General features: G+C 36.5%; 21 protein-coding genes. 11 read left to right on the top strand and 10 right to left on the bottom strand.

Annotated features, from left to right (window positions below):
* Position 1 precedes the first annotated feature (1 nt).
* Positions 2-793 carry an ABC transporter permease gene (locus tag EKQ63_RS04330; protein ID WP_000521523.1) on the bottom strand — a complete coding sequence of 264 codons (792 nt, stop codon included), beginning with the start codon at positions 791-793 and terminating at the stop codon, positions 2-4.
* Positions 786-1,799: an ABC transporter ATP-binding protein gene (locus EKQ63_RS04325; RefSeq protein WP_087952064.1), complete on the bottom strand. Its 1,014-nt coding sequence runs from the start codon at positions 1,797-1,799 to the stop codon at positions 786-788. The genes EKQ63_RS04330 and EKQ63_RS04325 overlap by 8 nt, the downstream gene beginning before the upstream one ends.
* Before the next feature lie 121 nt (positions 1,800-1,920).
* On the opposite strand from EKQ63_RS04325, the gene hemL reads away from it, so the two are divergent.
* From hemL to EKQ63_RS04310, 3 genes are all read left to right on the top strand, one after another.
* Positions 1,921-3,225, top strand: a complete 1,305-nt coding sequence (gene hemL / locus EKQ63_RS04320; RefSeq protein WP_001974515.1) for a glutamate-1-semialdehyde-2,1-aminomutase — start codon at positions 1,921-1,923, stop codon at positions 3,223-3,225.
* Positions 3,226-3,423: 198 nt separating this feature from the next.
* Positions 3,424-7,860, top strand: a complete 4,437-nt coding sequence (locus EKQ63_RS04315; RefSeq protein ID WP_143880754.1) for a glutamate synthase-related protein — start codon at positions 3,424-3,426, stop codon at positions 7,858-7,860.
* Positions 7,861-8,120: 260 nt separating this feature from the next.
* On the top strand, positions 8,121-9,209 hold the full coding sequence (locus EKQ63_RS04310) for an aromatic acid exporter family protein (RefSeq protein ID WP_000765784.1): 1,089 nt from the start codon (positions 8,121-8,123) through the stop codon (positions 9,207-9,209).
* A 13-nt stretch (positions 9,210-9,222) separates the two neighbouring features.
* On the opposite strand, the gene EKQ63_RS04305 is transcribed toward EKQ63_RS04310, so the two are convergent.
* The 4 genes from EKQ63_RS04305 to EKQ63_RS04290 all read right to left on the bottom strand — a co-directional run bounded on the left by EKQ63_RS04305 (position 9,223) and on the right by EKQ63_RS04290 (position 12,637).
* Positions 9,223-10,983, bottom strand: coding sequence for an ABC transporter ATP-binding protein (locus EKQ63_RS04305; RefSeq protein WP_143880753.1), 1,761 nt, complete (start codon positions 10,981-10,983; stop codon positions 9,223-9,225).
* 54 nt (positions 10,984-11,037) lie between these two features.
* Positions 11,038-11,568 carry a nucleoside tri-diphosphate phosphatase gene (locus EKQ63_RS04300; protein WP_000506628.1) on the bottom strand — a complete coding sequence of 177 codons (531 nt, stop codon included), beginning with the start codon at positions 11,566-11,568 and terminating at the stop codon, positions 11,038-11,040.
* A 337-nt stretch (positions 11,569-11,905) separates the two neighbouring features.
* The gene (locus tag EKQ63_RS04295) at positions 11,906-12,166 is read right to left on the bottom strand and encodes a YgaB family protein (protein WP_000997582.1); all 261 of its coding nucleotides are present in this window, start codon (positions 12,164-12,166) and stop codon (positions 11,906-11,908) included.
* Between the two features lie 189 nt (positions 12,167-12,355).
* Complete coding sequence (locus EKQ63_RS04290; RefSeq protein WP_000039045.1) at positions 12,356-12,637, bottom strand: gamma-type small acid-soluble spore protein; 282 nt, start codon at positions 12,635-12,637, stop codon at positions 12,356-12,358.
* A gap of 124 nt (positions 12,638-12,761) precedes the next feature.
* Here EKQ63_RS04290 and EKQ63_RS04285 point away from each other — a divergent pair, with 124 nt between their 5' ends.
* Positions 12,762-12,986 carry a hypothetical protein gene (locus EKQ63_RS04285; RefSeq protein WP_001974931.1) on the top strand — a complete coding sequence of 75 codons (225 nt, stop codon included), beginning with the start codon at positions 12,762-12,764 and terminating at the stop codon, positions 12,984-12,986.
* Between the two features lie 35 nt (positions 12,987-13,021).
* Here the strand turns inward: EKQ63_RS04285 and mutY are convergent, their stop codons facing one another.
* On the bottom strand, positions 13,022-14,119 hold the full coding sequence (gene mutY, locus EKQ63_RS04280; RefSeq protein ID WP_087952061.1) for an A/G-specific adenine glycosylase: 1,098 nt from the start codon (positions 14,117-14,119) through the stop codon (positions 13,022-13,024).
* Between the two features lie 149 nt (positions 14,120-14,268).
* On the opposite strand from mutY, the gene EKQ63_RS04275 reads away from it, so the two are divergent.
* Positions 14,269-15,249 carry a metal-dependent hydrolase gene (locus tag EKQ63_RS04275; protein ID WP_000379127.1) on the top strand — a complete coding sequence of 327 codons (981 nt, stop codon included), beginning with the start codon at positions 14,269-14,271 and terminating at the stop codon, positions 15,247-15,249.
* Between the two features lie 24 nt (positions 15,250-15,273).
* Here EKQ63_RS04275 and EKQ63_RS04270 read toward each other — a convergent pair whose 3' ends face one another.
* Complete coding sequence (locus EKQ63_RS04270) at positions 15,274-15,540, bottom strand: YfhJ family protein (protein ID WP_000998158.1); 267 nt, start codon at positions 15,538-15,540, stop codon at positions 15,274-15,276.
* Positions 15,541-15,661: 121 nt separating this feature from the next.
* Between EKQ63_RS04270 and EKQ63_RS04265 the strand changes: the two genes are divergently transcribed.
* Entirely contained in the window at positions 15,662-15,820 is a 159-nt protein-coding gene (locus EKQ63_RS04265; protein WP_000517891.1) for a small, acid-soluble spore protein K, read from the top strand.
* A 37-nt stretch (positions 15,821-15,857) separates the two neighbouring features.
* Entirely contained in the window at positions 15,858-16,010 is a 153-nt protein-coding gene (locus EKQ63_RS04260) for a YpzG family protein (protein ID WP_000122093.1), read from the top strand.
* A gap of 64 nt (positions 16,011-16,074) precedes the next feature.
* On the opposite strand, the gene EKQ63_RS04255 is transcribed toward EKQ63_RS04260, so the two are convergent.
* Positions 16,075-16,392 (bottom strand): YfhH family protein, encoded by a 318-nt coding sequence (locus EKQ63_RS04255; protein ID WP_048527867.1) that lies wholly within the window; start codon positions 16,390-16,392, stop codon positions 16,075-16,077.
* A gap of 11 nt (positions 16,393-16,403) precedes the next feature.
* Positions 16,404-17,216, bottom strand: a complete 813-nt coding sequence (recX, locus tag EKQ63_RS04250; protein WP_087952059.1) for a recombination regulator RecX — start codon at positions 17,214-17,216, stop codon at positions 16,404-16,406.
* 273 nt (positions 17,217-17,489) lie between these two features.
* On the opposite strand from recX, the gene EKQ63_RS04245 reads away from it, so the two are divergent.
* From EKQ63_RS04245 to EKQ63_RS04230, 4 genes are all read left to right on the top strand, one after another.
* A complete protein-coding gene (locus EKQ63_RS04245; RefSeq protein ID WP_143880752.1) occupies positions 17,490-18,602 on the top strand; it encodes an RNA-guided endonuclease TnpB family protein in 1,113 nt (370 codons plus the stop codon).
* Positions 18,603-18,800: 198 nt separating this feature from the next.
* Positions 18,801-19,706 carry a TIGR01777 family oxidoreductase gene (locus tag EKQ63_RS04240; protein WP_071722311.1) on the top strand — a complete coding sequence of 302 codons (906 nt, stop codon included), beginning with the start codon at positions 18,801-18,803 and terminating at the stop codon, positions 19,704-19,706.
* 140 nt (positions 19,707-19,846) lie between these two features.
* Positions 19,847-20,977 (top strand): amidohydrolase, encoded by a 1,131-nt coding sequence (locus tag EKQ63_RS04235; RefSeq protein WP_000698299.1) that lies wholly within the window; start codon positions 19,847-19,849, stop codon positions 20,975-20,977.
* A 241-nt stretch (positions 20,978-21,218) separates the two neighbouring features.
* Positions 21,219-21,776, top strand: coding sequence for a GNAT family N-acetyltransferase (locus EKQ63_RS04230; protein ID WP_000914741.1), 558 nt, complete (start codon positions 21,219-21,221; stop codon positions 21,774-21,776).
* The last annotated feature ends 50 nt before the right edge of the window (positions 21,777-21,826 follow it).

Below are 21,826 nucleotides of genomic sequence, written 5' to 3'. Positions count from 1 at the left end.
ATCATCCCCCTTGTACAATTAGACGTTTTCTCGCCGTTCTCCACATGAGTACAATTGGAATAATAAGTACAATTGCCCAAATTACTTGGAATAATAATGCCTCATACAATTTACTTCCTTGTATACCTTCTGAAAAAATCATACTCGGAATATAACTAATGGCCTGAAATGGTAAAAACACCATTGCCTTTTGGGCCCATAACGGATAAAAACTAATCGGTAATAATAGACCAGAAAATAAATCAATAACAACACGTTTTGCATACATAATTCCGCTATTATTAAATAAGAAGAATGTGAGCATTCCCGTCATTAAATTAATTTGTGTATTAATAATAAAACTAAATATTAAAGATAAGAAGAAATATAACCACGTTTGAAAGTTCGTTGTAATTTGCAATGAAAATAATAAGGTAACGATGACCATACCCGGAATTGAAAAGAAGGCAAAGCGAAATATTCCTTCACCAAGACCTTGCATCACTTTCATCCCTAAATAGTTATATGGACGTATCAGTTCTACCGCTACACGTCCTTCTTGAATCTCCATCGCAATTTCCCTGTCTATATTATTAAAATAAAAGGCACGTGCCATCCACGCAATTGCGATATACGTAGTCATTTGCGAAATAGATAAACTTTCAATATTCTCTTTTCCGCTATAAATTGCTTGCCATAAAAAATAATATGCGCCGATATTAATTGTATAAATTAAAATCCCGCTATAGTAGTTTGTACGATACGCAAGCATCATTAAAAAGCGAATTCGAATCATTTCAATGTACTTACCCATGTTTCATACCTTCTTCATAAATGTTACGAATAATTTCCTCTGTAGACACTTCGTTAATTTTTAAATCTTTAATTTGAAAGGCCTGTACCACTTTAGAAATAAGCATTGAAATAATAACTTCTTCATTCGGTATTTTGGCAATCCACGCGTTTTCCTCTTTCGCTTTCGACCAAACGACATGACTATCTGGCATAACCATTGATAAAGCCTGATAGGAAACTGGTGCAATAAACTGAAAATGTATTTCCTTCTCTGCTCCCCACTGGGTACGAAGATTATTTAAAGAACCGTCATACATAATATTTCCTTCATCGAGCATGATAACGCGCTCACATAATGCTTCAATATCAGTAATATCATGGGTTGTTAATAAAATTGTTGTTTTATAACGTTCATTCATTTCTTTTAAAAATTCACGTATTTTCAATTTCACAAGTACATCTAGTCCAATTGTTGGTTCATCTAAAAATAATAACGGTGGATTATGAATTAATGCTGCCGCTAATTCACAACGCATTCTTTGACCTAAAGATAGCTTTCGAACTGGCTTATCTAATAAAGGACCAATATCTAACGTTTCGATCACGTGCTCCATATGTTCTTTATACTGAGCGTCTGATACACCGTACACTTTTTTTAATAAACGAAACGATTCTTGTACCGCAATATCCCACCAAAGCTGTGAGCGTTGACCGAAAACAACACCAATCGTTCTTACAAATTCTTCCCTCTGCTTATGCGGGTTCATCCCATTTACTAAAATGTCTCCTGATGTCGGAGTCAAAATCCCCGTAAGCATTTTAATTGTCGTTGATTTACCAGCACCATTCTCACCGATATATCCAACCATTTCACCTTGTTTCACAGTAAAAGATACATCATTTACTGCTGGTACTATTTTATAATTACGATTTAATAAATCGCGAAATGCACCCTTTAAACCTGGACGACTTGAATAGGCTGTAAATTCTTTACGTAACCCTTGTACCTCAATTACCGATTTCATAATCGGACCCCCTTCCTAAATGTCACAACGAATAGTTTACCCAACTGCCTTCCCTATCACAAACAATACGTCTTTTCGAAAAACATGTTAGAATAATACATAGATTTTTGTAAGGAGATGAATGGTAGTGAAATTCACAAAATCAGAAGCATTACATAAAGAAGCTTTAGAACATATCGTTGGCGGTGTTAATAGTCCTTCTCGTTCTTTTAAAGCAGTTGGAGGCGGCGCTCCTGTTGCTATGGAACGTGGAAAAGGTGCTTATTTCTGGGATGTAGACGGAAATAAATATATCGATTATTTAGCAGCATACGGTCCTATTATTACTGGACATGCTCACCCGCACATTACAAAAGCAATTACAACAGCTGCTGAAAATGGTGTACTTTACGGAACTCCAACAGCGCTAGAAGTAAAATTTGCAAAAATGTTAAAAGAAGCAATGCCTGCATTAGATAAAGTCCGCTTCGTAAACTCTGGTACTGAAGCTGTAATGACAACAATTCGTGTCGCTCGCGCTTACACAGGCCGCACAAAAATTATGAAATTCGCTGGTTGTTACCACGGTCATTCTGATTTAGTACTTGTAGCGGCTGGATCTGGTCCTTCTACACTAGGAACTCCTGACTCAGCCGGTGTACCACAAAGTATCGCTCAAGAAGTTATTACCGTTCCATTTAATAATGTAGAAACTTTAAAAGAAGCATTAGATAAATGGGGACATGAAGTAGCAGCTATCCTTGTAGAACCGATTGTTGGAAACTTCGGTATTGTAGAGCCAAAACCTGGATTCCTTGAGAAAGTGAATGAACTTGTTCACGAAGCTGGTGCACTAGTAATTTATGATGAAGTTATTACTGCTTTCCGCTTCATGTACGGTGGTGCTCAAGACTTACTTGGCGTAACACCAGACTTAACGGCGCTTGGTAAAGTTATTGGCGGCGGACTTCCAATCGGTGCTTACGGTGGTAAGAAAGAAATTATGGAACAAGTCGCTCCGCTTGGACCTGCATATCAAGCTGGTACAATGGCAGGAAATCCTGCTTCTATGGCATCTGGTATTGCTTGTCTAGAAGTTCTTCAACAAGAAGGGCTTTATGAAAAATTAGATGAACTTGGTGCAATGCTTGAAAAAGGAATTTTAGAGCAGGCTGAAAAACATAATATCGATATTACATTAAACCGCCTAAAAGGTGCTTTAACTGTATACTTCACAACGAATACAATTGAAGATTACGATGCAGCACAAGATACAGACGGAGAAATGTTCGGTAAATTCTTCAAGCTTATGCTTCAAGAAGGAGTTAACTTAGCACCTTCTAAATATGAGGCATGGTTCTTAACGACAGAACATACAAAAGAAGATATTGAATATACAATTGAAGCTGTAGGTAGAGCATTTGCTGCTTTAGCAAACAATAAATAATCCCGTCATTAAAAGGAAAAAAGAAAGCACACCTTTCTTTTTTCCTTTTTTCTATTTCATAAATTCCTTATCAATAGTATAATTATTCATAATTATCTGTTTAATTTTCTTTTATATCCTTACTATCTTTGTATACAAGGCTGCTCACGCCTTAAATAGTAAGATTATTCAAACTTTCATAAGAGGGGGGATTGACGGATGCTCAATAAAACAAATACATGGACACCGTCTTTATTTCGAGATTACAAAAATGCAGAACATGATGCGTGTGGAATCGTTTCCGTTATGGAGAAACGAAAAATTCCTACAAAAGAAAATATTGACCTTTGCATACAATCGCTCGTCAAAATGAATCATAGAGCTGGTTTCATTAATGGCGAAGGTGATGGAATCGGCATTCACATTGATATACCAAAAGCACTTTGGAATGAAAAATTAAAAAGTAGCGGATATAATCCAACGATCGTGGATCATCCCCACTTTATCGTTGGACATTTTTTTCTAAATAAAAACGAAAATATAGTTAATTTAAAAAATCATATTCGTACACAATTAAACAACGAAAACTTTGCAATTCTTTTCGAAAGTGATGATGTAATAAACTCCGATGCACTCGGTCCACTTGGTAAACAAGAAGAACCTTTATTTTGGCAAGTTGCTCTTATCGCAGAAAATGAAGTTGCAAATATTGAGCAAACATTATTTACAGTAACGATAAAAATAGAAGAAAATGAAGCGATTCATGTTGCTTCATTAAGTCGTGATCACGTTGTATATAAAGTTCTAGGTGCTGGGGATACACTTGTTGCCTATTACAATGATTTACAACACCCACTTATTGCTTCAACTATGACACTAGGACACAATCGCTATTCTACTAATACATTATCTAACTTCTTTCGTGTACAACCATTTAGTATCCTCGGACATAATGGTGAAATTAACACAATTGCAAAATTACGCGATCAAGCTGAAATGATTCACGTTCCACTTACTGCTGGGGGCAGTGACTCCCAAGATTTAAACCGCACCTTAGAAACTCTACTTGTTCAATACAACTACAGTTTATTTGAAGCAATGGATATACTATTCCCGCCAATTATTAATGAAATTAAACTTTATGAACCACATTTACAAGATTTATATACGTATATACGTGAAGCATGGGGCCATTTTGCACAAGGTCCAGCTGGCATTATTTCACGTTATAAAGATGAAGCTGTTTTCAGCGTGGATTCTCTTGGGCTACGACCAGTATGGAAAGTAGAGACAGAAAGCTCCTATATTTTCTCTTCTGAACCTGGAGTTGTATCACCAACTGAATATGTAGCAGAACCAAAACCACTCGCTCCAGGGGAAAAAGTCGGACTAAAGTGGAATGAACAAGATGAGCTTGTTCTTTATGAATATGACAAATACCAAGCTCAAGTATATGACCGTTTTAAAAAACGAGTGGATACTAAAGATTATCATTTAAACTTATCTACCCCTGAAACGAAAGAAATACAAGGATTATGTGATTCTATGCAAGTTGAAACGAAACAATACGTTGCTTTCGGATGGGATCGTGAACATATTCAGCTTCTTGAACAGATGGCAACAAAAGGCGTTGAGCCAATTCGCTCACTCGGGCATGACTCACCACTCGCTGCACTCGATACTGATAGACGAAATATCGCTGATTTCATTAAGGAAAGTGTAGCTGTTGTTACAAATCCAGCAATTGATCGCGATCGAGAGGTCGAACACTTCTCCACACGAACGATACTTGGAGAGCGACCAAGTTTATTAAGCGGTGCTAAACAACCATTTGTAGTTGAGATGCTTTCCCCGATTATTTTAGAAGGAAGTGTAGCACAATCTATTGCAGAAGAATTACACACAGTTACGTACGAGCAACTTATACAACTATTCAATACTCATAGCTCTATCACTACAATCTCTGCTACATTCAGTCAGGCAGAAACTTTACAATGCGCCTTAAGTCGAATTAGTTCCGAAGCGATAACAGCTGTGAACGATGGGGCTTCCCTACTATTAATAGACGATGCCAACGCTCATCTAAATGAACGGTTATGGATTGATCCCCATTTAGTTACTGCGAAAGTACATCAAGTATTAAGCGAAAATAAATTACGCCGAAACTGTTCGCTCGTTATACGTTCGGGTGCCCTTCGCTCCTTACATGATATCGTCACACTGTATGGATTAGGAGCAGATAGTATTAATCCATATTTATTATTTGCAACCGTAAATGATGGGACAAAAACACCAATTACGAATTTATACAATGCTCTTAATAAAGGACTGGAAAAAGTCATTTCAACAATTGGAATTCATGAATTGCGTGGTTACGGTCGCCTCTATTCTTCTATCGGGTTACATGAAGAAATCACAAATATATTGCAAATCACGAATTTCTTAGGTTCAAATGATTTAGCTTTTTCTCTTGAATCACTTGCTGAAGATGCACAAATGCGAGCGAACGATTATAACAATCCTAAAGTTAGAATGCGAAAATCTTTTCATATATTCCCGCGAATTTGGAAAGCAATTGGCGATGTTGCAAAAGGAAACTCTTATGATGATTACCGTGAAAAATTAAGTGAGTTAGAAGAAAATAACCCAATCGCAATTAGACATCTTGTTCAAACGAAAGAAACAAAACATGTCATTCCGGCTGAAGAAGTGTCCATCAGTATTCAAAATCATGATTTACCATTTATTATTAGTTCCATGTCATTCGGTTCTCAAAATGAAATTGCCTTTCGTGCATATGCAGAAGCAGCCGATCAGCTAAATATGATTAGTTTGAACGGTGAAGGCGGCGAAATTAAAGATATGATTGGAAAATATCCACATACACGTGGACAACAAATTGCGTCCGGACGATTTGGCGTAAACGCCGAACTACTCAATTCATCAAACTTAATTGAAATAAAAATTGGGCAAGGCGCAAAGCCTGGTGAAGGTGGACATTTGCCAGGTTCAAAAGTAACAGCCAAAATCGCTGAAGCACGTAATGCGACAATTGGATCAGATTTAATTTCACCTTCTAACAACCATGATATTTATTCCATTGAAGATTTAGCTCAAATGATTACAGAAATTAAAACGGCTAATCAACTTGCGAAAGTAGCTGTAAAAGTCCCTGTCGTCCCTAACATTGGAACAATTGCTGTTGGTATCGCAAAAGCTGGTGCTGATTTTATTAACATTAGCGGATTTGATGGTGGTACAGGGGCTGCACGTATCCACGCATTGCAACATGTAGGGCTTCCTGTAGAAATTGGTGTGAAAGCCGCTCACAATGCTTTATTAGAAGCAAATATGAGACATAAAGTAGAAATTTGGGCTGATGGTGGTATTCGAAGTGTGAATGACGCCTTGAAAATTATGCTCCTTGGAGCAAACCGCATTGGATTTGGTACATTATCCATGATTGCAATTGGCTGTACAACTTGCCGCGGATGTCATCTAGATACTTGCCACGTTGGAATCGCAACACAGATTGAATCTGAAGCTCAAGCGAAAGAACACGGATTACGCCGCTTCGTCCCGCGTGAATTAGAAAGCGCCGTGGCTGGATTATTACATTTATTCACTACTTTTGGCGAAGAACTAAAACGATTAACAGGAAATCTCGGCTATACAAATTTACAAGAAATTGTCGGGCGTTCCGATTTATTAGAACAAGTTCGAGGCAAAAATTTATTAAACTTATGTAATTTACTACAAACGATAGAACATCCATCTGGTACAAAAACAGAACACGTACTAGAAAAACAATTTGAAACAATTCATTCTCCTCATTCAAAAGAATTAGTAGGCGTTGGCGTAGAGCAACGCGTTATGGGTGGTCTAGAATCTTGTTATCGCGTTCGTAGTAAATTATATGAAGACACGAAGCTTGAACCACTTACATTAAAGTATACGAATGGCTCGATTCCTGGAAATGGATTAGGTGCTTACAATAGTGAGAACTTATTTATACACGTAAACGGCGGCGCACAAGATGGTATTGGTAAAACCTCCTTTGGTGGTGGTATTTATATAACGAAAGCAAAAGGAAAAGACGGTCTATATTATAACGGTTCTGTCGGAAAAGGTTTTGGATACGGTGCACAAAAAGGGGCGCTATACGTTCAAGGTAACGCTGATGCTCGCGCTGGCATTCGCCTCTCTGGAGCAGACATGATAATTGGCGGACGCATGACAAAGCCACTCCGTGAAAAAGAGCAAGGGAATATAGGAGCATACTCTAATATTAAAGGTTTCGCTTTTGAATATATGACAAATGGGCGCGCTCTTGTTTTAGGGGATCCTGGTCCATGGATTTGCGCTGGTATGACTGGCGGGGTTGTTTATTTACGCCATGATTCAAGCTTAGGTTTAACAGAACAGGCATTAAAAAGAAGAATCGCAAAAGGAGCAAATGTTATATTACAACCAATTAGTAAAAATGGTGTGCAAGATGTGACCGAGTTATTACTAGATTATATCCGTGTATTAAATGAACATGAGCAATACGAGGAAGTTGCTTTATTGACACCGTTATTCGATGATATGCAGCAACAGTTTTTTGAAATCATCCCGAAAAAAGAGCAGGCTGATCCATCTATCTCAACAGAGTGATATGCCTAATTTTCATCTTCAAGAAAAAAATTGACGAAGTACACTTCTCATAGTAATCTATAGTAACAATTTGAAACCTGCTGAAATTCAGCAGGTTTTTTTACTAAAAATTGATGTTTAAAAAGAATTAGGAAAAAGTATAAAATGAATCTTAATTTCTTATTAACGTCACTAAAATATCACTTGCTAACATATTGTAATGAATGTATAGTATCATGTTGTACATTCATTATGACAAGAGAAAGGATCTTATTAAGGGTATGAAACTTGGTGCTCGCATTTTAAAAACGGGTATTGCCATCACATTAGCTTTATTTGCTTGTATTTTACTTAACTTACCGAGTCCAGTATTTGCGGGAATCTCAGCTATCTTCGCTGTTCAACCGTCTGTATACCGCTCGTATTTAACTGCACTTGAACAAATTCAAGCAAACGTCATTGGTGCGGTATTCGCTATCGCATTCGCTACTGCTTTTGGACATAATCCTTTTATTATTGGATTAACATGTATATTAGTAATTGCTCTTACATTGCAATTACGATTAGAAAACACAATATCAATTGCTTTAGTAACAGTTATCGCTATTATGGAGTATCAAGGTGAAGATTTCTTTAGTTTTGCCTTACTTCGATTTGCGACGATTATGGTTGGAATTATTGCGGCTTCACTTGTAAATTTAGTGTTTATGCCGCCAAAATACGAAACAAAGTTATATCATCGCATCGTTGATAATACAGAAGAAATTGTAAAATGGATTCGAATGAATAGCAGGCAAGCTTCTGATTTTACAACATTAAAAACTGATATTGATCGTATGAAAGAAAAAATGATCAAACTAAACCATTACTATTTGCTGTATAAAGAAGAAAGAAGCTATACGAAAAAAGTAAAGTTCGCAAAAATTCGTAAGCTTGTTTTATTCAGACAAATGTTAGCGACGACAAGTCGTGCTTTAAGTACGTTAAAATCATTACATCGTACTGAAAACGAACTGCGCTATATGCCAGAAGAATTCCAGGAATCTATTCAGAACGAACTTGATTCATTAACACATTATCATGAACAAGTGTTATTAAAATTTATTGGTAAAGCAAAAAAACAACAATCTGTTGAAATGCTTGATGAAGTTGAAACAGGTAAACAGGAATTAATTGATATCTTTATGGAATATCAAAACAAGGATGATGAAGAGGCATATAAAACATGGCTACATCTCTTCCCTCTTATTTCTGCTATTATTAACTATAGTGAAGAAGTAGAGCATTTAGATTTACTTGTGGATAGCTTCTACACATACCATAAACCAGAAGCAGAACTCAAAATCGACGATAAAAAAGAAGACGAATAAAAAACAGCTCCTTTTACGCTAAAGGAGCTGTTTCTGTTATATGTTGAAGTTGATATAAATTGTGGTAATATCCTCTTTTTTTCATTAATTCTTCATGAGATCCTGTTTCTTTAATTTCACCATCTTCAATGTAAATAATCGTATCCACATGCGTAATCGTCGCCAATCGATGTGCAATTATGATCGTCGTTCGATCAGCAGCTAACGTCTGAAGCGCCTCTTGAATATATTTTTCATTTTCTAAATCCAAAGCGGAAGTCGCTTCATCTAATATAAGTAACGATGGATTCTTTAAAAACACGCGTGCAATCGCTACACGTTGCCTTTGCCCACCAGATAACTTCACACCGCGTTCCCCGACGACAGTATCATAACCATCAGGTAACTCAATAATAAAATCATGAATTTGCGCAGCTTTGGCAGCTGCAATTACTTCTTCCTCTGTAGCTTTCGGATTCCCATATAAAATATTTGCCCCGATTGTATCGCTAAATAACAAATTATCTTGCAGTACAATTCCAATATGACTACGTAAATTTCTCATATCATACTTTCTAACATCTATCCCATCTACATAAACTGCGCCTGAAGAGACATCATAGAAACGCGGGATTAAACTAGCAAGAGATGACTTCCCTCCCCCACTCGCTCCTACAAGTGCTACCTTCTCTCCTGGCAATATAGTTAACGAAAGGTTATGTAATACCTCTTTTTCATCCGAGTTGTAACGAAACGATACATTATCAAATATCACTTCACCATTTAATTTTTTCGTTTGTACCGCACCTGGTACATTCACAATATCGTATTTTTCGTCTAACAGTTCAAACACCCGATCCATCGATGCGAAAGACTGTGTTAATGTCGTAGAGGAATTAACAAGGCGGCGAAGTGGACTATACAAACTATCCATATATCCAACAAAGGCAACCATAGTTCCTAATGTTAACTGCCCCTGAATCACTTCATACGCTGCAAAACCGATCACGAGTAACGGCCCTAAATCTGTTAACGTATTTACTGCCGAAAATGTTCTCGCCGTCCAACTCGTATGCGTTAACGCTTTCGTCAAAAATTCATTATTTCTTTTTTCAAATTGCTTCCCTTCATACTCTTCTAATGCAAAGCTACGTGTCACTTGCATCCCTTGAATACGTTCATGTAAATACCCTTGCATCGTTGCTAACGCTTGTGAACGCTCTTTCGTCAATTTTCGAAGACGCCCGAAAAAATATTTCACTGCCACTACATAAATAGGTAAAATTAATAGCGCAACAAATGTCAATTTTATATTCATAGAAAACATAACAATAATAGCGATAGCAATTGTTGCTGTATCTAACCAAACATTCATCAAACCAGTAATTACAAAATCCTTCGTTTGTTCTACATCATGAATGACACGTGAAATAATCTCCCCTGTTTTTGTATTCGAATAATAACGTAAACTCAACTTTTGTAAATGACCAAAAATATGTTTTCGCAAATCATATAGTATTGTATTTGCGATACGCTGCGCAAAATATTGACGATAATATTCAATCGGCGGTCTTAACACTGCAAAAATAAAAAAAGCAATCCCAATCGCTGTTACTAGTTGGGACGTCTTATCTTGAAATGACCCTCCGCCCTGAATGACATCATCAATAATATACTTTAATAACCACGGCATAATGAGCGGGATGCCGAATTTAACTAGACCAATCATAATCGTAATAGCAATAAGCCATCGATATGGTTTAACAAATTGCAAATATCTTTTTATACCTTGCACATAATCCCCCCTCTAATAGGACAAACCTGCGGGGAAATCCCCTGCAGGTTTGTTTTAATTTCTGTACATTAAATATCTCTCATACCACATATCTACAAAGTCTGGTGCGAATGGCCCTTTTCTTTGATGAATCCATTGTGTTAATTGTGCTACATTTCGTTTTAAAATCGTATCAATCACAGGTGGATATTGCATAATTTGACTATGTTTTTCATATTCATCTTCATCTAAAAGCGTATATGTCATATCTGGATACACTTTAATATCTAAATCATAATCAATATACTTTAACGCTTCAGAATCATATGCAAAAGGTGAGCTTAAATTACAATAATAATATACGCCCTCTTCCCTTAACATTCCAATCACATTAAACCAGTAGTTTGCATGAAAATAACAAATTGCTGGTTCACGAGTAATCCATGTTCGGCCATCTGATTCTGTCACTACTGTACGATCATTTGCTCCGATCACAAGACTTTGTGTCCCTTTTAAAATCGTTGTCTCTTCCCACATTCTATGAATGGAGCCATTATGTTTATAACTATGTATTTGTACTTTTTCTCCTTCTTTGGGAAATCCCATATATGCTCCCTTCCTTCAACTGCAAATGCCCTTTAAACTGCATTCACTTTTTTTCTATTATAACTTTTTTGTCGAAATTTTAAAACTAAAGCGATAAGACTCTATGTTTCACACTGAATACCATATCCATAGTCTTTCTTAGGGGACAGGGCCAAACGAGGAAAGGAGAAGAAAGTGAAACTTTAATCAGTGGGGGCTTTCTTCATCCCCCACCTAACGCCTTTGCTTTCGCTGAATTTTGAGGCGGGGGTCTTACTGCCCATTAAAGTGGGATAAAAAAAGGCCTTCCTCATTTCCATGTACAGAAGGACCTTTCACCTGAAGGCAACAATATATCTTATCCTAAATTTGAAATCATTTTTTCAGTTTCAAAAGATTGAATCACACTATTTGTTTGCTCTTCAAATTTCTCATGTAATAACTTAAGTGCTAATTCTGTTCTATATATTTCTTGGCGAATAAAATGTAATTCCTTTTTATCGCACGTATCCTTTTCGCTCATTTCAATTTGCTGATACTTCTCTAGGTGAGCTTGTAACTTCAACAACTCATCCATCGTTTCCAATTGCTCTCCTACCAACTTATCAAAATCGTTCATTACTTACCCCCTCTTGGATTTATTTATCAGTTATTATTTCCTCATTACATATTTCTAATCTTTAACTTCCTTCTCCTTTGACTACATTTGTTGACTTATTAGAAGTTATGTCGTTCGTTTTATTTTCATTACCATGACCAAAGCACAAAGAAAACACTTCTCCCGAATTAGAGAAGTGTTTTTCTTTCATTACTGATTTGAACTAGAAGATTGTGATTGTTTTGCAGCTGATTGTGCATTTTGTTTTTTCACAGCATGCACGTCTGTTTCAGTTGCAAATTCAGTACCATAACTAGCGTTTGCACTTTGTGCACCAGAAGCTTGTGCTTTCTTTGCTTCTGATTGTGCGTTTGCTTGTTTTACTGCTTGCACATCTGTTTCAGTTGAAAACTCTGTACCATAACTAGCATTTGTACTTTGAATGCTAGCACCAGAAGTTGCTTTGTTATAACCTTGTTGTTTTTTACTCATCTTTCTCACCTCCACAATCAATAATGTAACCAATTCAACTAAAAGCTATCCGTAATTTTCTTTTAAAAAATTACGCATATATCTCTTATCACTCATTCAAACTATAGAAAATGGAGGTGGAAATATGTATATAGGACGCGATATGACTGAATTAACGATGGTTTCAAAAAGTGAATGGAAAGAAGACGAATTAGCTTATTTTCATCATTCATTACAACAAATTCTGCCGTATTTAAACGCAGAAGGTCAAAGTATTTACAAAGAAATTGTAATAGAAATTGAATCAAGAGGTGGCTTACAAGAAGGTGACGCTAGTTGGACTCATGGAACAAGAATTTCTTACGATTAAAAAAAGTGTTCCCAATCTGGGAACACTTTTTTTATTTATTGTATTGTAATTTTCTCAACGCAACTCTCATAAATCGTACGATGCGATTTTGAAAAAGGTAACTGCTCAAATGCTTCTTTCGATACAAATTTCAATGTATCTGTTTCAACAATATCACCAGTTACTTTTCCGTAAAATACGAATATATCCCAAGTGCGATGTGTAAACGTGTGTTGTACATTCATTGCATATTCTTCAATAGAAATCGAAAGCTCAAATTTTTCTTTCATATAATCTGTAAGCTGTTCCTTCTGATTACGAATTCCTTCGCCAAGTTCAATATTCGGAAACTCCCACATATTAGCTAATAAACCGGTACTTGAACGTTTATTAATGACGTAACGACCATCTTCCGTTTGAAGTACTCCTGCAACAATCGGTACCATCGTAGGAGCTTTCGCTTTACTTTTTACTGGTAGTTCCTTTTGAACACCTTCTGCATATCCCCTGCAATGCTCACGTACAGGACAAAGTAAGCACGCTGGATTTTTAGGAATACAAATCAGTGCTCCTAATTCCATCAAACCTTGATTAAAATAAGATGGATTTTCAGCCGAAATAATTTCACGCACAATCTCTTCAAACACTTTTCTCGTTTTTGGTTTTGCAATGTCATCCCATACTGATAAAATGCGAGACAATACACGCATTACATTTCCGTCAACTGCCGGCTCTGGTATACCATAGGCGATACTTAAAATAGCACCTTTTGTATAGGGGCCGACTCCTTTTAATTTTTCAATTTTCTTTACATCACTTGGTACTATCCCGCCATATACTTCTTTTACTTCTTTTACGGCCGCATGTAAATTTCTTGCTCTAGAATAATACCCTAAACCTTCCCATGCTTTTAACACTTCTTCATCATCAGCATTTGCCAAAGCTTCTAGAGTAGGAAACTTCCCCATAAAATTCGCGTAATATGGTTTTACAGCCTCCACTCTAGTTTGCTGCAACATAATTTCCGAAACCCAAACACGGTATGGATCTTTATTTTTACGCCACGGTAAGTCGCGTTGCTCTTTTTCAAACCAACCAATTAAATCATTTTGAAACTGCTCTATGTTAAAATTATTTAATATTTCAAGTGTCAAACTTGATCCCCCTCATTTTTTTGCATATAAGTACTATTATAAAGATTTTAGGAAAAAATTTAAGTAAGATGACATAGGAAATAGAAGGCAAAGGACTTGAGGTATCGAATAAAAAGAGTTACATTAATAAAAAACGGAGGTGGATTTCTATGGACACAGCCACTCACCTTGTTATGGGCGTTACTCTAGGCAGCTTGGCCACGTTAGATCCAGCCATAGCACAAAGTGATATTGGGCCACAAGCAGTTATGCTCGCTACAATTGCTGGTTCCAATATTCCTGATATCGATACAGTTTTAAAATTACGTAATAACGCTAAATATATAAGAAATCATCGCGGGATTACTCATTCCATTCCTGCAGTGATTCTTTGGTCATTCCTTATAAGTGGCATCTCTTTCGCCTTCTTTTCAGACGCTCCATATTTGCATCTACTACTTTGGTCATTTATTGCCGTCTTTCTTCATGTCTTTGTAGATATTTTCAATGCCTACGGTACACAGGCATTACGACCCTTCACAAAAAAATGGGTAGCGCTAGGTATCATTAATACATTCGATACCGTCATTTTCTTCATCCATATACTCGCAATTGCTTGTATGCTCGTAGGTTCTCATAAAGGGTATACTGCCTTAGCAGCGTATATATTGATGATCGTTTACTATATCGGACGGATTATGATGCATAGAAATATAAGAAGCGTTGTACAAAAACGTTTCAAACATGTTGAGAAGATAATTATTTCTCCTTCTTATCGATTTTATCATTATCATTTAGCAATCGTTACAACCAATTATTACTACGTTGCTAGATGGCATCGCGGTAACATCATGGTATATGATAAATTCGACCGGGTACCGTTCCCAGATAATGCTATTATGCGCGCTGCTAAACAAGATGAAAACATCTCAGCATTTTTATCTTTCTCCCCTGTATATCGCTGGGACATTTTCGATTATGATCATTATTATGAAGTTCGATTCATTGATTTGCGATATCGTAGTAAAGACTATTATCCATTCGTTGCAATCGTTCAACTCGATCATAATTTAAATATTATTAGTTCCTATACAGGATGGATCTTTAGTGAAGAAAAACTTCGAAAAAAACTGGAGTTACTTCCACATTAAAAAAAGCGACTTAAGTCGCTTTTTTTAATGTTTCAAATGATCTTCTTGATTGATTAAATGGCTATATTTCGGATTATTTGTACGCATTTCATGAAGGCGTACTCCATGATTATTAATCCATGATCGCACCACTTGTTCAGTCATTTCTTCTCCTTGATAACGACCTGATTTCGCATAAGTTGTTTGAAAATCTTCCCACAGTAATTCAACCCACGCACGAGCTTGTGCGTAAGAAAGTTTGTCATTTTTGTCTAATAGTTCTTTCGTTAATGCTTCATAAATATCATTCATGTTCTAATCTCCTTTACCTAATTATCCCTTCATTTCTAAAGGATAGTTTCTTCTATTTTGCACATTCTATAATTGATACTTCTTCAAGAGGTATCAACTGATGATGAGGAGGGCGTTCGCAATGGGTAAACAAGCCGAATTTTGGTCTGAGTCAAAAAACAACAGCAAAATCGACGGTCAACCGAAAGCGAAATCACGCTTCGCTTCGAAACGACCTAACGGCACAATTAACACGCACCCACAAGAACGTATGCGTGCTGCAAATCAGCAGGAAGAGTAGTACAAAGTAATTTAACTTCCTACACGAGGTGATAAAGATGAGCTACCGTGATCGCTTAGATAGTCGTTCTGAATTATTTAACCATACGTGGACTCGTCCGAAACATGCAAAAGCGCAAGTTAACGGACAGACGCAACAAACCCAGTCTCTCATTATATTGGCGAATGAATGTAAAAAACGCCAATTTTAGAATCTCCTATCTCCTGTAACGCCTACCAAAGATGAAAACCAGAGAGATATTCGCTCTCTGGTTTTTATTTTTCTTGTAATAAAGAAATCGGGATTCCGATCTCTTCATTATCATTTTGCTTATGTCCCCAAGCAAATACCCCATTGAAATACGTAATTTCAAATAATATACCAGGTTCTTCTACTAATTCATACGTTTCACCAATATGGAATTTGTTTATGTCAGTCATATAAGCGCGAGCCATTGCTATCTTTCGCATTAATACATCGAACTCATTTACAATTCCAAGTTGCTCAGCTTTTATTGCTTGCTCTTTCAAAAGGCCAATTTCTTCCCTTAGCTCATGTGGTGTCATTTCACTATAGCGCTTTGGCATATTCATCTTATTTCCCCTCATCCCTCTTCGCGTTTCATCTGCAAAAATATCTCTATCTCATCAATAGAGAATCCCTTGCGATATAACGCTTGTTTCATCTTATTTTCGAATGTCCATCCATCATACTTCTTATATTTCTCATAATATTTATTCCCATGATAGTGTAACGCTTCTTGTTGCTGTTCGTCATCTTTCTCGTCTTTCAATTCTTCCAAACAAATTTGAATCACATCTCTAGAATATCCTTTACGAACGAGCATTTCGTCTAACTTTAGCTTCATTTGTAAAAAGGAGTGCTTTTGATAAGATTTTTTCTTCTTTTCTATAAGAATTAAAGCATTCTCAATTTGCTTTTCCTTCGGATATTCTTGTAAACTATGCGTAATAATTAGATCCTGAACACCTTTATTTAACAGCTCTCTTTTAATAACCGTTGGACCTTTTCGATTCACATTACTTTGCGTTCTCGTATATAAAATAGCATACTCTTTATCATTAATATATCGGTCATGTAATAATTTCGAAACGACTTCAGAGATGATGGCTTGCCCCACTTCTTTTTTTCGTAAAAAATCTTCTATTTCTAGTTTCGTTCTCATTTGATAGGATAAATAGGAGATTGCTTGTAAATATGCTTTTTGTACCTCTTCATTGTACAAAATATTTCCTAACGCTATTTCATCAATTTCTAAGCCCTTTTGTAATCCATGTTTTATTAAGATTACCTCATTCACACTAAATCCGTATTCTTCACCTTGACCTTTATCGATATAAATATTAAACCGTTCTTTCGATCGTTTTTGCACTTCTATTTTTGTAATGACAGCCATACTCTCACCTCTCTATTATTTTAACGTATTATCCGAAAGAAGTCTCCTTCCTAGGGCGTGTGAAAGACGATAGTCTAGCGGTAGGTGGGGGATGAATTTCGGTTTGGCGTAGCCAAACATTTGGTTTTCTGATTTTTTTTGCCTCTGATATAATCATTCTTATAAGAGGTAAAGTTTGGTATAACAATGAAAGTAGATAATAATGTAATGTTCAGGTTGTGTGATCACCGTCATAGCTTATGGGAAATGAAGCGAAAACTGAGGTGAATGGAAATGCTAAAGCAGAATAAGGCGTACAAATTTCGTCTGTATCCTACAGAAGAACAAGCTCATCTCATACGTAAAACGTTCGGATGTGTACGCTTTGTGTATAATAAAATGCTGGCTGAGCGGAAAGAAATATACGAAACATATAAAGAGAACAAGGAAGAGCTGAAGAAACAAAAATCCCCTACTCCTGCGAAATACAAAGTGGAGTATGAATGGCTTAAAGAGGTCGATTCCTTAGCATTGGCTAACGCGCAATTAAACTTGCAAACTGCGTATAAGAACTTTTTTAGTGGTCAAAGTGATTTTCCTACATTCAAAAGTAGAAAGAGTAGAAAATCTTATACAACGAATCGCGTAAACGGAAATATTATGTTATTTCATGGTTATATCAAATTACCGAAATTGAAAATGGTGAAACTGAAGCAACATAGGGAGATACCGCCAAATCATATCATCAAATCTTGTACGATTTCGATGACACCTACCGGTAAATACTATGTGTCTATCTTGACTGAATATGAAAAAGAGATTGTACAAAAAGAAGTACAAAGTGTAGTTGGATTAGACTTTGCAATGGCTGAATTATATGTGAGTAGCGAAGATGAAAAAGCCAATTATCCTCGCTTTTATCATCAGATGTTAGACAAACTAGCGAAGGCACAACGAGTATTAGCCAGACGTGTGAAAGATTCGGTACGCTGGAATAAACAACGCATTCGTGTAGCGAAGCTGCATGAAAAGGTCGCAAATCAACGTAAGAATTTCCTTCATCACAAGTCTAAAGAATTGGCTACTCATTTTGACGTTGTAGCAATCGAAGATTTACATATGAAAGGAATGTCACGAGCACTTCGCTTTGGTAAGAGTGTAGCTGATAACGGCTGGGGGATGTTCACGATATTTTTAGCATATAAGCTACAAGAACAAGGAAAACAGCTTGTGAAAATAGATAAATGGTTTCCTTCTACAAAGATGTGTAGTCGTTATGGAAACAAAAAAGAAATGTCACTATCTGAACGTACGTATGCGTGTTCGTGTGGACTAACAATCAGTCGTGACTATAACGCAGCTATCAATATCAAAAAGGAAGCGATGCGGTTATTCGCATTGATATAAACCGTAAAAAATAACCTTTGGAACAAGGGAGTTAGCTCGGCTGTCTTAAGACAAATTCGCTAGCTATCAAAAGTAGCGATGAACCGAGAAGCCCCCACTCGGGGTAAGCTCGTAGGAGATACTAAGTGGTGGGTAGTTCACCATAGTCAAGGAACGTTTTTGCTTTTCAAGAATATATATAATGAGGAGGAAATAATTGTGAAAATCGCAATTTCTGGTGGTACCGGCTTTATCGGTAAATACCTTTCTACTTTTTTTATTCAAAAAGGATATACTGTTTACATTCTCTCACGAAAAAAAACTGCTGAAACTTCCGATCCTAACCTTCAGTATGTACAATGGACACCAGATTTACAAACCTTCCCCCTCTCTTCTATTGATGTAGTTATTAATCTAGCTGGAGAGTCTATTAATAGTAGATGGACAAAGAAACAAAAGAAAGTCATTTTAAACAGTAGAATTCAAACAACAAAAGGACTCATTAAACAATTGCAGGCACTCCCTACAAAACCACACACATTTATTAACGCAAGTGCAATTGGATACTATGGAACGTCTGAAACCGAGTCTTTTACAGAACAGCATGTGACTCCTGGAAATGACTTTTTAGCAAATACAGTATATTCATGGGAACAAGAAGCATCTAAAGCACGTGCTCTCGGAATACGGACAATCTACGCAAGATTCGGAGTCGTATTAGGGCCAGACGGAGGAGCTCTTCCAAAGATGCTACTTCCCTATCAATTTTATATCGGAGGTACAGTCGGGTCTGGAAACCAATGGTTATCATGGATTCATATAGATGATGTCGTTCGCATGATTGATTTCATCATACACAAAGAAGAAATTGATGGACCTCTTAACATTACAGCTCCTGATCCTATAAGAATGAAGGAATTTGGAGAAATCATTGCAACTATAATAAAAAAACCTCATTGGTTACCTGTCCCTTCATTTATGCTTCATGCTTTATTAGGCGAGATGAGCATACTTGTACTAGAAGGGCAACATGTATTACCTAGTAAAGCAATTGAGCATGGGTATCAATACACATTTCCGTCAATAGACCATGCATTACAAAATATACTTTCGCATACAATGTAGTACTTCTAAAACACAGTTTTACAGAGGGCCCTTTCAAAACTTTTATTTTCTAGCATCCGGAGCATTATTACACAAATAATCTTTCAGTTACTTTCCCTTACATTCCATTAACATTATAAAGTAACAGAAATGAGGTACCTATGAAAATATTGCTCAAACAAGCCATTGTCTATCCTATTACATCCCAAAAATTTCAAGGGGATGTACTCGTTATAGGAGAAAAAATTGCTGAGGTCAAGCCTTCCATTCAACCTACTCAAGATATGACAGTTATAGACGCACGTGCTCTTCATCTCTTACCTGGATTTATTGATGTCCATACCCATCTTGGTCTCTATGATGAAGGTACTGGTTGGGCTGGCAATGATGCAAATGAAACATCTGAAGTTTCAACACCACATATCCGTTCTTTAGACGGAATTCACCCTTTTGATATTGCATTTCAAGATGCGGTACAAAATGGAATCACAACTGTTCACGTTATGCCAGGAAGTCAAAACATTATCGGTGGTACTACTTGTGTAATAAAAACAGCTGGAACTTGTATTGATCATATGATTATTCAAGAACCTGCTGGCTTAAAGATTGCCTTTGGAGAAAATCCTAAAAAGGTCCATAGTAATGGCACAAAAGAGTCCATTACGCGTATGGGAATTATGGGATTACTTCGGGAATCATTCTATGAAGCACAACACTACGGGCATGAAGCTGATTTTCGAATGCTTCCTATCTTAAAAGCATTACGCCGTGAAATACCCGTACGTATCCACGCTCACAGAGCAGATGATATTAGTTCTGCTCTACGCTTTGCAACAGAGTTCAATCTTGATTTACGTATTGAACATTGTACAGAAGGACACTTTATTGTTGAAGAACTTTCAAAACACAATTTGAAGGTTTCAGTTGGCCCCACGCTTACACGCCGTTCTAAAATCGAACTAAAAAATAAAACATGGGATACTTACCATATATTATCAAAAAATGGAGTGGAAGTTTCCATCACAACAGATCACCCCTATACACCCATTCAATATTTAAATGTTTGTGCTGCTGTCGCAGTAAGGGAAGGATTAGACGAAAAAACTGCACTAGAAGGAATCACTATATTTCCAGCGCGAAATTTACGTTTAGAGGATAGAATTGGAAGCATTGAGGCTGGAAAAGACGCTGATCTTGTGCTCTGGACCCATCATCCTTTCCATTATTTAGCCAAGCCTGTACTAACTATGATTGATGGAAAAATAATTTACAAAAAAAATAAAAAAAACTAGTTTATTTTTTTGACTAGATAAAGTATTATACGATTATAAACTGAATGAAACCATAATCAATTTGTGTCGTGATTATCATTTTCAAATTGATGAATGGGGAAGGCAAATGGTGCGCCACCAGCGTTAGAAACTGGTTCTAGTGGGTTCGATTCCCACCCCGAAATTTTTTAAAGATTGATATAAAAATTTCGAGGGTGGGGTGTTTTTTCGTCATGCTACCCTCGTGTGAGGAGGATTTAGTATGTTGAAAAAACGCGACTTACACGACAGCCACGTTCTATACGAGTTAATGGTGGATCCAGCTGTCTTCCCTTTTGTGCGTCAAAAGGCTTATTCTTATGAGGAATATTTATTTTTAACGAAACAAACGATTGAAGCTGAAGAGCGTGGGGAATTAATTTCACGCACAATTTTAGACGAATGGGGTAACCCTATCGGAACAATTACTTTATTTGATGTGCAAGAAAAAGCCGGCTTCCTTGGAACATGGCTTGGCAAACCTTATCACGGAAAAGGCTACAATAAATTGGCAAAAGATTCATTTTTTAGCGAACTTTTCTACGAGTTAGATATTGAAACGATCTTTATGCGTATTCGCAAAATAAATATTCGTTCTATTAAAGCTGCAGAAAAATTACAATATGTAAATCTAGCAAACGAAACAAGAAAATCCGTTTATGATGAAATTAACGCGAATGAAGAAGTATATAACTTATATGAAATTCCAAAAGATCAATATACACTTGCTACAATGCGAGATACAACGTTCCAAGATTCTCATCACTTAAAAGAAGCATAATCTAAATTTTCAGAAATAATAATTAACCATTAACATTTTGATATATACGT

The organism is Bacillus sp. BD59S, from assembly GCF_007363175.1.
In the GTDB taxonomy this organism is placed as follows: domain Bacteria; phylum Bacillota; class Bacilli; order Bacillales; family Bacillaceae_G; genus Bacillus_A; species Bacillus_A pacificus.
Note: the sequence above shows the minus strand (reverse complement) of the source record. Positions and strands in the feature narration are given on the sequence as shown.

Excerpts from the sequence above, each read along its gene's own strand:
- recX (WP_087952059.1), bottom strand. The coding sequence starts at position 17,216 with ATGGCTGTCATTACAAAAATAGAAGTGCAAAAACGATCGAAAGAACGG.
- EKQ63_RS04265 (WP_000517891.1), top strand. The coding sequence starts at position 15,662 with ATGGGTAAACAAGCCGAATTTTGGTCTGAGTCAAAAAACAACAGCAAA.
- EKQ63_RS04245 (WP_143880752.1), top strand. The coding sequence starts at position 17,490 with ATGCTAAAGCAGAATAAGGCGTACAAATTTCGTCTGTATCCTACAGAA.
- EKQ63_RS04310 (WP_000765784.1), top strand. The coding sequence starts at position 8,121 with ATGAAACTTGGTGCTCGCATTTTAAAAACGGGTATTGCCATCACATTA.
- EKQ63_RS04325 (WP_087952064.1), bottom strand. The coding sequence starts at position 1,799 with ATGAAATCGGTAATTGAGGTACAAGGGTTACGTAAAGAATTTACAGCC.
- EKQ63_RS04275 (WP_000379127.1), top strand. The coding sequence starts at position 14,269 with ATGGACACAGCCACTCACCTTGTTATGGGCGTTACTCTAGGCAGCTTG.
- EKQ63_RS04315 (WP_143880754.1), top strand. The coding sequence starts at position 3,424 with ATGCTCAATAAAACAAATACATGGACACCGTCTTTATTTCGAGATTAC.
- EKQ63_RS04295 (WP_000997582.1), bottom strand. The coding sequence starts at position 12,166 with ATGAACGATTTTGATAAGTTGGTAGGAGAGCAATTGGAAACGATGGAT.
- EKQ63_RS04235 (WP_000698299.1), top strand. The coding sequence starts at position 19,847 with ATGAAAATATTGCTCAAACAAGCCATTGTCTATCCTATTACATCCCAA.
- EKQ63_RS04270 (WP_000998158.1), bottom strand. The coding sequence starts at position 15,540 with ATGAATGATATTTATGAAGCATTAACGAAAGAACTATTAGACAAAAAT.
- EKQ63_RS04290 (WP_000039045.1), bottom strand. The coding sequence starts at position 12,637 with ATGAGTAAAAAACAACAAGGTTATAACAAAGCAACTTCTGGTGCTAGC.
- EKQ63_RS04230 (WP_000914741.1), top strand. The coding sequence starts at position 21,219 with ATGTTGAAAAAACGCGACTTACACGACAGCCACGTTCTATACGAGTTA.
- EKQ63_RS04300 (WP_000506628.1), bottom strand. The coding sequence starts at position 11,568 with ATGGGATTTCCCAAAGAAGGAGAAAAAGTACAAATACATAGTTATAAA.
- EKQ63_RS04260 (WP_000122093.1), top strand. The coding sequence starts at position 15,858 with ATGAGCTACCGTGATCGCTTAGATAGTCGTTCTGAATTATTTAACCAT.
- EKQ63_RS04285 (WP_001974931.1), top strand. The coding sequence starts at position 12,762 with ATGTATATAGGACGCGATATGACTGAATTAACGATGGTTTCAAAAAGT.
- EKQ63_RS04330 (WP_000521523.1), bottom strand. The coding sequence starts at position 793 with ATGGGTAAGTACATTGAAATGATTCGAATTCGCTTTTTAATGATGCTT.
- EKQ63_RS04255 (WP_048527867.1), bottom strand. The coding sequence starts at position 16,392 with ATGAATATGCCAAAGCGCTATAGTGAAATGACACCACATGAGCTAAGG.
- hemL (WP_001974515.1), top strand. The coding sequence starts at position 1,921 with ATGGTAGTGAAATTCACAAAATCAGAAGCATTACATAAAGAAGCTTTA.